Annotated in this window: 17 protein-coding genes and 2 pseudogenes; 8 read left to right on the top strand and 11 right to left on the bottom strand. The window is 68.4% G+C overall.

Annotation, left to right across the window (positions count from 1 at the left end; genetic code table 11):
• Nucleotides 1–38 precede the first annotated feature (38 nt).
• From AB5J51_RS39035 to AB5J51_RS39025, 3 genes are all read right to left on the bottom strand, one after another.
• Nucleotides 39–485, bottom strand: coding sequence for an SRPBCC family protein (locus AB5J51_RS39035; RefSeq protein WP_369779991.1), 447 nt, complete (start codon nt 483–485; stop codon nt 39–41).
• Nucleotides 482–1,033 carry a hypothetical protein gene (locus AB5J51_RS39030; RefSeq protein WP_369779990.1) on the bottom strand — a complete coding sequence of 184 codons (552 nt, stop codon included), beginning with the start codon at nt 1,031–1,033 and terminating at the stop codon, nt 482–484. The genes AB5J51_RS39035 and AB5J51_RS39030 overlap by 4 nt, the downstream gene beginning before the upstream one ends.
• 409 nt (nt 1,034–1,442) lie before the next feature.
• Nucleotides 1,443–2,333 (bottom strand): thermonuclease family protein, encoded by an 891-nt coding sequence (locus tag AB5J51_RS39025; RefSeq protein WP_369779989.1) that lies wholly within the window; start codon nt 2,331–2,333, stop codon nt 1,443–1,445.
• Nucleotides 2,334–2,851: 518 nt separating this feature from the next.
• Between AB5J51_RS39025 and AB5J51_RS39020 the strand changes: the two are divergent.
• Nucleotides 2,852–3,290, top strand: a pseudogene (locus AB5J51_RS39020) (transposase); the annotation flags it as partial.
• A gap of 262 nt (nt 3,291–3,552) precedes the next feature.
• On the opposite strand, the gene AB5J51_RS39015 reads toward AB5J51_RS39020, so the two are convergent.
• Nucleotides 3,553–3,897: a hypothetical protein gene (locus AB5J51_RS39015; RefSeq protein ID WP_369779988.1), complete on the bottom strand. Its 345-nt coding sequence runs from the start codon at nt 3,895–3,897 to the stop codon at nt 3,553–3,555.
• A 269-nt stretch (nt 3,898–4,166) separates the two neighbouring features.
• On the opposite strand from AB5J51_RS39015, the gene AB5J51_RS39010 reads away from it, so the two are divergent.
• Nucleotides 4,167–4,394, top strand: a complete 228-nt coding sequence (locus AB5J51_RS39010) for a hypothetical protein (RefSeq protein WP_369779987.1) — start codon at nt 4,167–4,169, stop codon at nt 4,392–4,394.
• Nucleotides 4,395–4,559: 165 nt separating this feature from the next.
• Here AB5J51_RS39010 and AB5J51_RS39005 read toward each other — a convergent pair whose 3' ends face one another.
• The 3 genes from AB5J51_RS39005 to AB5J51_RS38995 all read right to left on the bottom strand — a co-directional run bounded on the left by AB5J51_RS39005 (nt 4,560) and on the right by AB5J51_RS38995 (nt 7,231).
• Complete coding sequence (locus AB5J51_RS39005; protein ID WP_369779986.1) at nt 4,560–4,832, bottom strand: hypothetical protein; 273 nt, start codon at nt 4,830–4,832, stop codon at nt 4,560–4,562.
• Nucleotides 4,833–4,842: 10 nt separating this feature from the next.
• Nucleotides 4,843–6,606 (bottom strand): S8 family peptidase, encoded by a 1,764-nt coding sequence (locus AB5J51_RS39000; RefSeq protein WP_369779985.1) that lies wholly within the window; start codon nt 6,604–6,606, stop codon nt 4,843–4,845.
• A gap of 262 nt (nt 6,607–6,868) precedes the next feature.
• Nucleotides 6,869–7,231, bottom strand: a complete 363-nt coding sequence (locus AB5J51_RS38995) for a SpoIIE family protein phosphatase (RefSeq protein ID WP_369779984.1) — start codon at nt 7,229–7,231, stop codon at nt 6,869–6,871.
• 69 nt (nt 7,232–7,300) lie between these two features.
• Between AB5J51_RS38995 and AB5J51_RS38990 the strand changes: the two genes are divergently transcribed.
• Together AB5J51_RS38990 and AB5J51_RS38985 are read left to right on the top strand one after the other, a co-directional pair.
• On the top strand, nt 7,301–7,675 hold the full coding sequence (locus AB5J51_RS38990) for a hypothetical protein (protein WP_369779983.1): 375 nt from the start codon (nt 7,301–7,303) through the stop codon (nt 7,673–7,675).
• 12 nt (nt 7,676–7,687) lie between these two features.
• Entirely contained in the window at nt 7,688–7,876 is a 189-nt protein-coding gene (locus tag AB5J51_RS38985; protein ID WP_369779982.1) for a hypothetical protein, read from the top strand.
• 325 nt (nt 7,877–8,201) lie between these two features.
• On the opposite strand, the gene AB5J51_RS38980 is transcribed toward AB5J51_RS38985, so the two are convergent.
• Nucleotides 8,202–8,762: a TetR/AcrR family transcriptional regulator gene (locus AB5J51_RS38980; protein WP_369780398.1), complete on the bottom strand. Its 561-nt coding sequence runs from the start codon at nt 8,760–8,762 to the stop codon at nt 8,202–8,204.
• A gap of 113 nt (nt 8,763–8,875) precedes the next feature.
• On the opposite strand from AB5J51_RS38980, the gene AB5J51_RS38975 reads away from it, so the two are divergent.
• The 4 genes and pseudogenes from AB5J51_RS38975 to AB5J51_RS38960 all read left to right on the top strand — a co-directional run.
• Nucleotides 8,876–9,568 (top strand): SDR family oxidoreductase, encoded by a 693-nt coding sequence (locus AB5J51_RS38975; protein WP_369779981.1) that lies wholly within the window; start codon nt 8,876–8,878, stop codon nt 9,566–9,568.
• Between the two features lie 255 nt (nt 9,569–9,823).
• Entirely contained in the window at nt 9,824–10,849 is a 1,026-nt protein-coding gene (locus AB5J51_RS38970; protein ID WP_369779980.1) for an NADP-dependent oxidoreductase, read from the top strand.
• Nucleotides 10,842–11,120, top strand: a complete 279-nt coding sequence (locus AB5J51_RS38965) for a hypothetical protein (protein ID WP_369779979.1) — start codon at nt 10,842–10,844, stop codon at nt 11,118–11,120. The genes AB5J51_RS38970 and AB5J51_RS38965 overlap by 8 nt, the downstream gene beginning before the upstream one ends.
• Before the next feature lie 36 nt (nt 11,121–11,156).
• A pseudogene (locus AB5J51_RS38960) lies at nt 11,157–11,556 on the top strand (transposase); the annotation flags it as partial.
• A 365-nt stretch (nt 11,557–11,921) separates the two neighbouring features.
• Here the strand turns inward: AB5J51_RS38960 and AB5J51_RS38955 are convergent.
• From AB5J51_RS38955 to AB5J51_RS38945, 3 genes are all read right to left on the bottom strand, one after another.
• Nucleotides 11,922–12,788 carry an NmrA family NAD(P)-binding protein gene (locus AB5J51_RS38955; protein WP_369779978.1) on the bottom strand — a complete coding sequence of 289 codons (867 nt, stop codon included), beginning with the start codon at nt 12,786–12,788 and terminating at the stop codon, nt 11,922–11,924.
• A 103-nt stretch (nt 12,789–12,891) separates the two neighbouring features.
• Entirely contained in the window at nt 12,892–13,356 is a 465-nt protein-coding gene (locus tag AB5J51_RS38950; protein WP_369779977.1) for a hypothetical protein, read from the bottom strand.
• 148 nt (nt 13,357–13,504) lie between these two features.
• The gene (locus AB5J51_RS38945) at nt 13,505–14,023 is read right to left on the bottom strand and encodes a MarR family winged helix-turn-helix transcriptional regulator (protein ID WP_369779976.1); all 519 of its coding nucleotides are present in this window, start codon (nt 14,021–14,023) and stop codon (nt 13,505–13,507) included.
• Nucleotides 14,024–14,037: the final 14 nt, after the last annotated feature.

Here is a 14,037-nt window from a genome sequence, read left to right as displayed (position 1 = left end):
GCCATCACTCACCCCCACCTTGATCCAAACCAAACCGCCTAGGGCTTAACACCGGCCACCACGCCGTGCTGTCCCGATCGCATGGCCACGGCGTGATTGAGGTGGAAGAACGGCCGTGCCAGTGGCATCAAGCGTCGCAACGCGGCCTTCCTGACGCTGACGTACTCATTGCAGAAGGCCACACAGCCGTGCCCACCGTCGTCTCGCACGTGCCATCGCACGTTGCCCGTGATGTCCCCTTCGAGTGCCGCCTCCAAGACACGTTCGAGGGGATCTTGCGCGAGCGGTCGCAGTCGTACCGTCAGCTCGTAGGGCAGCATCGACCTGATGACGACCTCGCACTCCTGTTCGCCGGTCTGCTTCACGGAACGGACGGCCGGCCACCATGAGGGGTAGTGCTCGATGTCGGCAAGCTTCGCGTACATGGTGGCGGGCGGGAGAGATGCCCTCCAGCGTCCGGCGAAGCGCATCTCGTGGCGGCTCACGTCAGTCTCCCTGTCGGCTGTGTGCTCCGGGGCACTCGCAGATGATTGCGGGTACAGGCGAAGAACGCGGCGGTTCCCAGTGCCCACATGAGGAGGAACCACAGTGGGCCGAGCAGGAGGTGTCCGTACGGGGTGTCCGCGGAGGTGAAGCCTGCGCCAACGCTGACCTGTGTCGGACCGTATCCGGGGAGCAGTTGGAGCCCGTCCTTGCCGGCTGCTGCGTTGCTCGTGGGGTTCTGCAGCATGGTGTCGAGCAGACTCGTCATGATGATGACGAACAGCGCCGCCAGCTTGTTGCGCAGAAAGGCGCCGAGGAGGACGCCGATACCGCCGTAGGCGACTGCGGCGGTGAACAGACCGAGCGCGAGGAGCCCTGGCCTGACGGGATCCCAGTACCAGCAGATGACGGCCGTGGCGTAGCACGCGATGAGGGCGGAGGCGACGGTCATGGCAATGACCTTGCTCAGGAGCAGAAAGGTACGGGGATAGCCGGCGAGCGCGAGTCTGCGGTCGAAGGCGAGGGACTTGAAGGTCGTGATGAACATCATGAAGCCGACGATGAGTGTTCCACACCGACAGGGGCGCCCAAATAGAGCGCGGCTGCCTTCGCCCAGGTATGCCGTCGGCATGGCATCCGACGCAGCATGGGCCGGGTCGGCTAGAAAGACACCGCCCAGCGCGACGATGTCTTCGCGGAGCACTGGGGTATGGCTGGCCAACCAGTGCCAGCGGCGCGACCAGCTCGACCGGGCGCAGCTCGAAGCCCTCGCCGGACTCGGGATGGACTGGGCCAGCTCGTAATTGCCTGCCCCGTCCCCGGCCGCCGAAGTGGTCGTGGACGGCTCGGAGTCCGGTCCCGGCTACGGGCAAGCCCCGGGCCCGGCACCCGCCTCTCGGACCGCGTGACGCTATACCGCTTCCGAGTGCGCGACCAGGTCATGTTCGGTCGGCTCCCGCTCACTTCTCGTCGAAGGTGATTTCCTCGGCCTGGCGGGTCATCTTCACGGTCTGGCCGTTGGTGATCTCGACAATGTTGTGCAGGCCGGTCAACTGCTTCGGATTTCCCTGGATGTAGAACTTGTCCGAGTTTCCGGCGAGGAAAGCAGGGAAACAGGCCAGGGAGGGATCCGCCGGGTTGAGGTCCAGGTAGTCCTTCAGCCGACGGAACAGCTTCGGGAGGATCACGGCCCCGGTCTCGGCCGTGAGCGAGTCCATCCCGATGACCTTCGCCCCCTCGGTGGTCGCATCCTTGGCCCATACGCCCTTCCTCGCGTTCCTAGCCTCCCTGGCGGCGACGGTCAGGGAGGCGCGCAGGTGGTCCGGGAAGGCGGCGTAGTAGGTCGGGTAGGCCAGACCGAGGTCGATCATGTGGTAGTTCGCGGTCTTCTTCAACAGGTCCTCGTCGACTTCGGTTTCGTAGCCGTTGAAGACCGGGGGGAAAGTCCTGCTGACCAGGGCCACGCACCGGCCGAAGATGTCCGCGCCGCGGGTGAGGATGAAGCCGGGCACGGCGTCCGGGGTGGTGCTCTTGACGAATTCGCCGTCGCGGACAACGTTGGTGAAGCCGAGCGAGGCCAGTAGCTCGTCACGTGCCTGATGCGCCAAGTTCAGCGGCTGGTGCTGCACGCCTGAGGGGGAATCCTTGTCCCCGTAGTGGGTCTCCAGCGCGTCGATGGCTTCCAGCCGGATCGGGGCGCGGCCGTCACCCTTCGGCAAGACCCTGTTAACCCCGGGCACGAGCTTCCAGTCCGCCACGTTGTCCGGGAGGAAGAGGATGGTGTCACCATCCGGTGCGGAGAACGCCGCCCGGAAGGTTCCTTTGATCAGCAGCATGGACGTGGCGGACATGGCACTCCCACAGACATCGGACAGGGTCGGCGCGCGCCTCCCCACTGTACGTCACCTTTGGTTACATATAGTGCATATCCGGCGAATCTACGGACATGCCCGGGCAGGGTGCGATCGCCCTTCGAGGGACGGGGTCAGCAGCGCCACGTCTTTGCGGGGGCCGCCCCTGACGAAGGCTTCGAGGCCCCCAGGCCGCCTCCGTACTGAGTGCCGTTCAAGATGAACATGTGCTTGCCGCTCAAGATGAGCATGCCGGCGGGCATCGTTGATCTTCATTGTGTCACTGGGATGCTCGGGGTACCGATGCTCCTTTCGAGGCTTGACATGATGCTCAGGTGATCGTTCCCGCTACCTGCCGTTTTGCCCTCGACCCAGACCGACCAGCCCGTGTTCGGCCTGGCCAGCGACCTTGAGCTGCACCTCCAGCGACCGGTTCCGCCTTCCCCGCCATGACTCGTCCGATCCGCCTGGCCCAAGGATCCGAGGCCGAGCCCCTGGTCAGGATGTCAGCAAACGCGGACCCCGCCGTTCTCGTCAAACACCTCCTTCGAAGAGATCAAGGACCTCGGCTTCACCGGCTGCCTCAACCTCCTGCACAAGCACATCAACCAAGGCCGCGCGGACGCCGACCGCAGCCACATCTCCCCGCGCCGACTCGCCCGGATGATCCTCACCAGGCACGACAACCTCAAGCCCGAGCATCGCAATCTTCTGGCACGACTCACCGCCGCCTGCTCCGAAATGACGCCAACTGGCCGCCCATATCGCGGACTTCGCCCAGCTCCTTACGCCCCGCGAAGGAAATGCCGACGGGCTCTCGCGCTGGATGGGCCAGGTCCGCGCAACCGATCTGCCCCATCTGCACGCCTTCACCCGAGGTCTGGAACGGACCGCGACGCCGTGAACGCCGCGCGCACACTTCCCTACAGCAACGGCCCCACCGAGGGCGCCAACACGTTCAGAGCGGTCTTCCATCGCATGGTCCAGCAGGTCTGTCCCTTGTCGGTGGGGTCCAGGGACGTGATCGCCACATCGCTGGGCGGCGCCGCACGTGCTCCTCGAAGTCGACCACCCGAAGCGGCTCGACCGTGAACCTCTCCACACGCCCTCCCCATCTCTGCACATGCCCCACAGCCGATCACGGCAGCCGCCACCGTCGGCTCCATGCTCCCTGCTCGTCCGGCAGCTGTGACGGAGTGTCATCATCACGGAAGCCGAGTCAGAGCCGCAAGGCGACGCCGACCGGCTGTGGCTCGTGGCCGGGGCGGTTCCGCTGCCCGGGGAGGTGCTGCCCGAGGCGCACCTGGATGGCGAAGAAGGCCAGGCTGGCTCCCAGGGCCACCACGAGGGTGGGCAGCAGCCCGCGCGGCCAGCCCGCGGGGAGGAAAGCGAGCAGGTCTTCACGGAAAAACACGGGGTAGCCCCCGACCACCCCCAGGAGCAGGCCCACCGCCAGCAGCGCGCGGTATGCCGTGCGGCGCCGCCCCTCGTTCTCCGTTCGGGCCAGGGCGTGCCCGAGCCGGCCGAGTACGAGCAAGACGGCGAGCCCGCAGACGAGCAGCATCCAGACCGGGAAGAAGAGGGCCTGCGGGCTGCGCGCCAGGACGGCCTGAATGGAGATGGGCAGGTCGCTGAGCGGGACGCCGAACGCGCGGTAGTAGGCCTCGTTGTACTGGTTGCCGAAGTAGTAGAGCGGCCCGAGGACGACGGTCCCGGGCGCTGCGACGTACGCCGCCTTGTCCAGGAACGACCTCTTGGGAGGGACCTACGGCGACCGCCGCGCCTTCACGGGCATGCGCTCAGTCTGTCGGTCCGCCCCGGGGCCCGCACGTCATGGCCGTCTGCCCGGCTGACACCTCGCCGCGCCTTCCGCCGCTTCCGTTCCCGTACTCCGGCGACTGGCTCTTCTACTTCACCGAACCCGACGGGTTACGTCATCGGCCTCAACCGGAAGCGGATCTCGACCTTGCCTTCGGCGATGTCGAGGCCGCCGAGAAGCTCCTCGTCGGTCTCGGTGCCTCCAAGCCCGCCCGAGGCAAGCACCGGGCACTCAGGGGCTGAGTCGCGGCAGCGACGGGGTGCCGCGCCCGGCCCCCTCGGTATCGGGCCGACCGGGATGGAGCCGCTGGAGCCTCCCGCTGGTGGCACGGGGAGCTCCCGGCGCGCCAACAAGACCTGGTCCATTGCGGTGCGGGGTTACTTCTTTCTCAGGCATGGATGGTGTGCTTATGTCGGGCTGCGGGTGGCAGACAGGGCCAGGGAGAGGACCCAGGGCTGGTCGCAAAGGGTCTCGACGTCTTCGCGGGAGAGCATGCCCGTCAGCACGGTGCGGCCGGGCACCGCCGGGCTGTCGACGCCCCTGCTGCTCAGCTGTTCGAGCTGGGCTGATGAGGGCGGTTGGGTGAGACGCACGAGCACCAGCATGTCCCTGTCCTGGGGGGCGCGGTCCTGGGCGTCGACGGCCATGGCGAGCGAGGCGTCGAGTTTCCGGTAGTCCACGGGCCGATTCTCAGAGGTTGGTGGCGTCGATGAGGCCGTGCCCCCACTTGGGGTCGAAGCTGCCCGGGGCGGCGCCAGGGACGGCCGCGTTCTCCCGGAGGAGTTCCAGCAGCTTCCGCGGGTCACAGCCGGGATCCCGCTCCAGGATGAGGGCCGCGAGCCCCGCGACGAAGGGGGAGGCCATGCTGGTTCCCTGGAGCGCCACGTGCTGATCGTCCGTCACGAAGGCCGGCTCCATGTCAAGGGCGTCGCGGGACAGCGCTGAGACGATCATGGCGCCGGGGGCAGTGATGTCGGGCTTCTGCGCCCCGTCCCGGCGCGGTCCCTCGCTGCTGAAGCTCGCAATGTCGCCGAGTTCCAACCATGGCGCCTCCCGGTCGATGCCGTCGATGTCCTTCCACTCGGTACGGGTGGTGAAGGCGGCCACGGTGATCGCCGACGTGGCGGCGCCGGGCGAACCGACCTTGAGGGCGTCGTGCACGGCGGGTCCGCTGAACTGCGGCTGCGGCCTGGCATCAGCGCGGCCGAGCATCCAGACGTCGACCTTGCCGCTGGTGACGTTCGCGCCGCGGAGCAGCAGCCGCCACTTGCCGGGGCCGGCGTTGGCGGGACCGTGAGTGATCTCCGGCTCGACTTGGACGAGGAAGTTGATGTCGCGGTTGGCAGTGTTGGGGCCCGGCGTGGTGATCTGGACCTTGCCCCCCGGGAGGTCGAAGACCTGGCTCGGCCGGTCCGCTTCCCGTACCGGCTGGAAGGGGGTCGTGGCGCCGGTTGGGGAGGCCATGGCGATCTCGAGCCGGTCGCTGCCCGCATACCAGCCGTTGAGCAGGAACACGTCCGGTTGGCCTTCGAAGACGCCGGGATGACAGGGGACCTGGCGGGTGGCGCCCTGCGGGACGGTGATCCGGGCGTGGAGGTCGTCATCGCCCTCGTTGCCGGCGGCGCAGACCACGATGCGGCCGGGTCCGCACTCCTCCTCGATGGACTGGGACATCGTGTCGGTGCCATCGTGCGCGTCGGAATGACCGCCGAGGCTGAGGTTGACGACCGCTGGCATGTCCAGGTCTCGGGCGACGCGGAAGACGTACTGGATTCCGTCGACGATGTGGGCGTCGTCGAAATCCGTCTTGACGATCACCAGGCGCGCCTCGGGGGCGATGCCTTCCGCACCGGCGGCGATGCCGGCAACGTGGGTTCCGTGGCCCTCGGTGTCGCGGGACAGGGCGGCCATGGCCATCCCGGCGTTGGCGAACTCCGCTCCGTATCGGCCCTCCGGCACTCCGGAGCCGCTGCGCACGGTCTGGTCCCAGATCCGTTCGATGCGCCCGGTGAAGGCCGGGTGCTGCGGGTCGATGCCGGTATCGACGATACCGACGATGACGCCTTTGCCAGTCAGTTCGGAGCTCGTCCGGAACTGGGACACGCCGACCTTCTGCTGGGCGAGGTTCAAGTAAGGGCGCAGCCGGTTGGCGGGCACGATGCGCTTGATGCCGGGGTGCTCGCTGAGCCGTTCGAGGGCGTCGATATCGACGATGGCGGTCCGTACCTTCTTGCCGCCCTCGTTGAGCACGATGCCGCTGCCGAGATCGCCATTGAGGAGGGTGTCCGGGTCGCATTCGAGGGTGACGACGACGCGCAGGGGCTTGGCTCGCTCCCGTACGGAGACGAGGCCGAGCATCCGGGCCTGCCGCCGCAGGGGCTCGCGCCTGCCGCCCTCCTGCTGGTAACGCTCGTACGCCGCTGCCAACGGAGACGCAAGCTTGGTGTAGTCCATGGCTGCTCTTCCCTACGGGCTCGTCGAGGTGGTCGTCTCCAGACTTGACTGTGGCCAGCTGGAGTGCACGGCCGACATGCCCTCTCCCTCGTACGTCACTCTGTTGGTTGCGGGTCAACGCGCTGTCATCCTCGACCGAGCGAAGCCCGATTTGCAGGCCAAGGAAGAACACGTTGAGAGCCGAGCCCGAGCAACCGAACGCAGGAACGACCTCACGACGTTCGCAGGCAAGACGTTTCCTCCGCCAGCGTCACCGGTCCGCTCACGTTCGAGGCATACACCTCGGACTATTACGTGAGTTACGACGGATCAAGCCCGCAGGGGCGACGTGTGCCCTGCTTGCATCGGCGCCCAGGACCACGGTCCGCGAAGTGCCCGGAACCTCCGGGATGCGCACGAGCAGGAGGGTGACGTCGTCCGGGTTGTCGTCGACGTCCGGAAGCAGGTCGCTCAGCAGCCGGTCGGCTGCGCCGTCCAGGGCGCCGGTCGTCGCGAGGCCCATCCCCAGCACAGCGGCGAGCCCGTCGACCTGCCCTTCGGTATCGCTGACCGAGGTCTCCACGAGTCCGTCCGTATATGTGAATGTGCGCCCGAGTTCCCCCGCACGCGCTGCCCGTGGGTACACCGAGGACCTCCAGCAGGCCGGGCAGTCCGCCTGGGACAAGATCCGCACCCAGCAGGACGGCGCCGCCGCGTGAGCCCGACGGCCGTCTTCGACCACACCGCCCTGGTCGCCCTCTACCGGGCCGACCCCTTCTTCACCGGCTTCTACATCGAATCCTCCCGGGGCACCGGCCGCGTCCTGATCCCGGCGCTGTCCGTCCTCGCTGCCGAACGCGCTACCCCCGGGGCCGGCGCTCACACCGCACGGCTGCGATTCGCCGCAGGCGTGCCCTTCACGACCGCCCACGCGCTGGACGCCAGCTCCTGGCCCGCCAGCGACTGGACGGTCACCCACCCGGCGGCCATCGCCTGGCAGGCCGCCAAGACCGGTGAGCCCGTCACCGCCCTATCCCTGACCCACGAGGCGTACGAGGGCACTGGCATCTACCCCCTCGACCCCACCTAGCCAGGACGGCCAATGCCGGAGGTCACGCAGAAGCCCGGCCACGGCTTCGGGATCATCAAGTCCGGCCTGGCAGCGGTGAGCTTGCAGATCGGCAACCTCGACCAGAAAGTCGAAGCCCTCGACCAGAAGATCGACCGGAACGAGGTCCAAATCATCGAGCTGCTCACCCAGCTCGTGGGGCAGCGCCCCGACGCCGGCTGATTTATCCGGGCCCGGCGCCCGGCCCGTACATGGCCCCGACCAGACACCTCTGGTCGGGGCCGTCGCGCGTCCAGGGTCAGACGAAGGCCGCCTTCACGTCCGGCGGTTCCCGTCCCGGGTGATCAAGTTCGAGGGACCAATCGACCAGCGAGGTCGCACCCTCGACTCTTCGGGACGCTGCGTCCAGCGGCCCTGCGTGACCAGCTGTCCGGCGCACGGTGAGGCCGGTGCGCCAGGCGTCGGCGGCCTTCTCCCACCGCCTCCGCCCGGCCACGGACGCCTCGTCGCCCAGTGCCGTCGATGTGCACCCGCGCCGCGCCCTTGATCAGCCTGCTTCGGTCAAGGCTGCGCGCGCGGCGGCGAGGATCTCCTCGGAGAGCGGGGAGCCGTTGGTGGCCCGGGACAGGACCAGCGCTCCGAACAGGGTGCAGAGGCGGACGATGCCGTCCTGGTCGTCAGTGGCGAGGAAGTCGGCGAAGTCGGCCACCCCCTCGGTGTAGACGCGACGGGCCTCACGTCCCCCGCCTTCGCGCGCAATGTCGGAGGCGAGCGCGGCGACCGGACAGCCGTCCGCCGGGCCGTCACGGTGCTCGACGGAGAGGTAGGTGTCGATCAGCACCTGCTGGGCGGCGTCGCGCCGCCCTTCATACCGCTCAAGTCCCTCGGTGTAGCGCCGGGCGAGCTCGGTGAAGGCGTGGGCGGTGGCCTCGTCGACGAGCGCCTCCTTGGAGGCGAACTGCTTGTAGAAGGCGCCGTGGGTCAGACCGGCCGCCTTCATCAGGTCGGCGACGCTGACCTGCGTGCCCTGCTCCCGGAACAACCGGGAGGCGGTGTCCACCACCCGCCTGCGATTTTCCTGCGCCTGCGCCTGCGATACGCGGCCCATGGCCACCTCCCGTTGGATGTCGACTGGCATCTATCGTAACTCCATGTTTAGATTGATTGCGTAATCTAATTTGTGTGGGTTGCCGTCGGCACCCGTCAGGAGCAGGAGCAGGCATGGAACTCAAGAACGCGGTCGCGGTCGTCACCGGCGCAAACCGGGGGCTCGGGCGGCACCTGGCAGCCCAGCTCGTCGAGCGTGGCGCGAAGGTGTACGGCGCGGCCCGACGCCCCGAGGCGGTTGACGTGCCGGGCGTCATCCCGCTGCGGCTGGACGTCACGGACGAGGCGTCGGTACAGGAGGCCGCCCGCGCGGCGTCCGACGCGACACTGCTGATCAACAACGCGGGCATCTCCACCGGCGTGACACTGATCGGAGGCGACGTGACTGAGGTGCGCCGGGAGATGGAGACCAACTTCTTCGGGCCGCTCGCCGCGACCCGCGCATTCGCCCCCGTCATCGAGGGCAACGGCGGCGGCGCCGTACTCAACGTCCTGTCCGCCCTGTCCTGGTTCCACCCGGCCGGCCTCGGCTCCTACGCAGCCTCCAAGGCCGCCGCCTGGGCGCTGAGCGATGCGACCCGTGAGGAGCTGGCACCGCGCGGGATCACCGTCTCGGCTCTGCACGTCGGGTACATGGACACCGACATGGCCGCCGGCGTGCCTGCCGATCAGAAGGTCGCCGCCCCCGACGTCGCGGCCCAGGCCCTGTCCGGCATCGAGACCGGCCTGTCCGAGATCCTCGCCGACGAGACCAGCCGGTACGTCAAGCAGAGCCTGTCCGCGGCACCCCAGCCGAACGCGGGCTGACGCTCCCCCCTCCACCCCGGCGCGGCCGCCTTCCCACCCCCTCCGACTCGCCGAACTGGTAGCCGTCCGCGCCGTCGAGGACCGCGTCATCGCCCCAGCCGTGCCGGTCGCCTGACGAGTGAACGCGGCTGAGGACGCAACGCGCCCGCGCCACAGCCAGAACAACACAAACTATTTCAAAAAGTACGGCGGCCATTCGGGATGCGCCCGCCGCCGAGATACCCGCCCCCAGAAACGCTTTGCTAGGAGTGCTCCGTGAAGGCCTTCGTCCTCGAGAGGTACGGCTCCCCCTTGCGGGAGGTCGAGATGCCCGTACCGGTCCCCGCCCCCCATGAGGTGCTCGTGCGCATGGTCGCGTCGGGCGTCAACCATGCCGACGAGCGGCTCCGCTCCGGCGAGTTCAAGGCAATCTTCCCGTTCCGGCTACCCAAAGTCATGGGCGGTGAGCTCTCCGGCGAGGTCGTGGAGGCCGGCTCCGCGGTACGAGACGTCGCCGTGGGTGACCACGTGTACGGCTATGTCGACTTGGCGGCCACGGGCACCTTCTCCGAGTTCGTCGCGGTCGACGCCGCCACGATGGCAGCCGTGCCCCAGTCCGTGAGCCTGGTCGAGGCCGCGGGGCTTCCAGTCGTCGCGCTCACGGCCTGGCAGGCCCTCGTCGAGATGGGCAAGGTGAAGAAGGGCCAGACCGTCCTCATCCACGGCGGGACCGGTGGCGTGGGATCGGTCGCGATCCAGCTCGCCAAGCACCTGGGCTGCACCGTCGCCACCACCGTCTCGACGGCGAACATCGCAGCCGCCCGAGAGCTTGGTGCCGACATCGTCATCGACTACCGCCACGACGACCTCGCGCAGAGCCTCGCCGGCACGCCCGTCGACCTCGTCCTCGACACCCAGGGCGGAGCCACGCTGCAGGCTTCCCTCGGTGTGCTGCGCCCCGGCGGCACCGTCATCGGCATCACGGGCCCGCCCGACCCGGCCTTCGCGCGGCGCGTCGGCGTCAACCCCGTCGTCCGGCTCGCCATCCGGGCCCTGAGTGCCCGTACTCGCCGCCGGGCACGCGCGCTCGGGGTCACCTACCGCTTCCTGTTCATCACACCTGATAGCGCCGCGCTGCGCCAGGTCGCCGTGCTGGTCGACGACGGGGTGCTGCGCCCGATCATCGACCGGGTGCTCCCGTTCGACCAGACCCCGCGGGCTCTCGACGAGGCGCTCGCCGGCGGCACACGCGGCAAGGTCCTGGTCACCACCGACTCGAAGGTGGTGACCAACCGTGGCTGAGTCCAACGTCCGTCCCCGCCCGACCACGTGGGCCACGGCGCCCAACCGCCGCATCGTCGTAGGTTCGAACACGCTCGTATACCGCGACCTCGGCCCCGAGAACGGCGTCCCGCTGGTCCTGCTCACTCACCTGGGCGCCACGCTCGACGAGTGGGATCCCCGATTTGTCGACGCGCTCGCCCGCGACCGCCGCATCGTCGCGCTCGACCTCACGGCGTCGACGAACTCGTCGACGTGTTGGAAGACGCCGCCGTGCCCGGCCCCTGGGTAGATGATCAGTGTGCTGCCGGGGTGCCGCCTTGCCCGCTGGAGTGCGGGGAAAGAACAGGAACTCCCATACACCGCCCCGACAGAGGAGGCTGCCCTGGAGCGGTTCGCCGAGTTCGCCGAGGCCTGGGGCAAGAAGTACCCGGCGATCGTCAGGCTCTGGGAGAACGCCTGGGAGGAGTTCACCCCGTTCCTGCGGTTCGACACCGAGATCCGCCGCATCGTCTGCACGACCAACGCGATCGAGTCCGTAACGCCAGGATCCGGCGGGCGGTCAAGGCCCGTGGGCACTTCCCGACGCTCTGGAGTGCGTTTATATGGCGATCATGTCCCTGGACCCCACGGGCAAGGGGCAGGCCCGCTGGACCATGCGCTGGAAGACCGCTCTGAACGCCTTCGACATCACCTTCGACGGCCGGCTCTCCGCAGTCCGTCAGTAACCCCAACCGCCCTCGATACACCGTTCGATTGACAGACCCTCGGGGATCAATGGAACCGTGGCTATCGGTGAGAACGATCACGGCCAGGCGGTGGCTCGGTTGGGGGCTGGCTCGTTGGTCCGGTCACGGACATCGACCACGAACAGGGGGTCGATACTGGTGGGCTCTCGTATTCAACTGTCACCAGTTCTCCGCTGATCCCAACCGGATGGTGACCGTGTGTGATCTCCAGCGGCGAATCGGCTCCACGTGCGCCCGGCCGTGCGGAGATTCACCCGCTTCGCCCACCACCGAGCCGATGTCTGATCACCTGCCTTGTGTGGGGGGGACGGTTCGCGGTTTCGTGGCCAGGCGTGAGCGGCGTCTCATCGGCGGAAGTGGGCGTGGTGTTCGTGCAGGAAGGCGTCGACGGTGCGGGGCTGGCGGCCGAGGATGTCGGTGACAGTGGTGGTGGGGGTTTCGGGTCGGGCGATGGCGAGTTGCTGGATCTCCGTCACGTGGTCGGCGAGCCAGGTGGGCATGTGGGCGTTGTGGATGAGGTTGTCGCGCAGTTCGTCCGGGGTGAGGTTGACGTAGCGGATCTGGTTGCCGGTCAGGGTGGTCAGTCGTGAGGCGAGTTCGGGGTAGGCGACGGCTTCGGGTCCGGTCAGGGCGTAGGTGTCGCCGGCGATGTCGGGCCTGGTGAGGGCAGCGGCGGCGACGTCGCCGATGTCGCGGCAGTCGATGTAGTTGCAGGGCGCGTCGCCCGTCGTGCCGAGGATGATGCCCTGGGCGACGGTGGGGGCCAGGCGCAGGAGGTTTTGCATGAACGCGTAGGGGCGCAAGAGGGTATGGGTGAGGCCGCTGGCGCGCAGGTGTTCCTCGACGGCGTGGTGTCCGCGGGAGATGGCGACCGGGGAGTCGGGTTCGGCGGCGGGTGCGGAGATCTTGACGATGTGTCCGATGCCCGCGTGGGCGGCGATGTCGATGACGCGGGTTTCGAGTTCGACCTGTGCGGGGCTGTTGGCCATGGCGAGGAAGAGCTGGCCGGCGCCCTTGAAGGCGGTGCGCAGGGAGTGGGGGTCGGTGGCGTCGGCGTACTGGACCTCGACGGGCGGTTGGTGTGCGCCGGTCATGCCGGGGATCGGCCTGTGCGGGGTGCGGGTGAGTGCGCGGACGGGTGTGCCGAGTGTGAGGAGGCTGTGGAGCAGGGCGTTCCCGGTTGCTCCGGTCGCTCCCATGACAACGATCATCGTGTGCTCATTCCTGGGTGACTTCCCGGCGGCGGGTGCTGCCGGGGTGGGCCCGGTCGGGCTTGGGCTCGTGGGACGGGTGGGCCCGGTGAACAGGGGTGGGCTATATCGGGGATGCTGTGGTGGTGCTGCGCCAGCGCAGGGTGATGATGGTGGTGGCGAGGGCTGCGGATACGGGCAGGTCGATGCGCAGGCGCTCCAGCCACGGGGTGGCGGGGATCCGAGTGTGGGCGGGTAGCCATTGGGCGGTGAACCATCCCAGCAGGGCCGCCGCGCCGACGGCGGTGATGACGAGTGCCGCGGTCAGGGCGACGCGCGGCGTGGTGGTGGTCCACCGTCGGGGCTGCCCGCCGTGCCGCAGCCAGGTGCCGACCAGGAACGCCACCACGGCGGAGGTGCCGGCGATGGAGGTGCAGGCGGCCACGGCCAGGTCCTGCTGCCCGGTGACGACTCCGGCGGTACCGGCCATCAGCCCAGGGGCGGCGTAGGCGGTCAGTACCTCGCGCCACAGGGTGAACGGCCGGGAGGCTGCCCGGTTTCGGCTGGTTCTGTCCTTCGTTGCGGGCACGTTGGCCTCTTTCTCGTTCGCGTGAGGGAAGCGAAAGGTTGCGGTGGGGAGCGTCAGGCTTACTCGGCCAAATTAATTAGGCAACTAACTATTGCCTCGCAAAAAGGGCCCTACCCGAAGGGCGGGGCCAAGCCAACTGAGATCCGGGTCAGTAAGCGGCCAGGGCCGCACTGCCGCGCACGACGCGGGCGAGCAGATCCAGGAACACCGCACGCTCCTCGACGGAAAGCCCGCCCACCATCGCCTCCAGCAGCCCGAAATGCTCGGACGCCATGTCACGCAGGCGCTGCGCACCGCGCGCGGTCAGGACGGCCACCGTGCCCCGGCCGTCGTCCGTGGACGGGCGGCGGGCGATCAGCCCCTCGCGCTCAAGGCCGTCCAGCAGGCCGGTGACCGTGGCCCTGGAGACATCGAGGTCGGCCGCAAGGCGCGAGGGGGATTTCTCCCCGCCGTGGTCTTCGAGGTCGGCGAGCAGGCGGTAGCGCCCCGTCGACAGGCCGAACCTGGCAAAGTGCACCTCGGCCGCCCGGCCGACCCTCGCGCCCGCCGAGATCAGCCGCACGGCGACCAGCACCGCCTGCGGATCGACCTCCAGACCGTAGCGCTCGACCTGCCGTCTGGCCTGGTCCAGCGTGGGTGCCTCGCCATCGATTTCATCCCTCGCCATGCACATAATATGGC

Source organism: Streptomyces sp. R33 (genome assembly GCF_041200175.1).
Classification (GTDB): domain Bacteria; phylum Actinomycetota; class Actinomycetes; order Streptomycetales; family Streptomycetaceae; genus Streptomyces; species Streptomyces katrae_B.
Note: the sequence above shows the minus strand (reverse complement) of the source record. Positions and strands in the feature narration are given on the sequence as shown.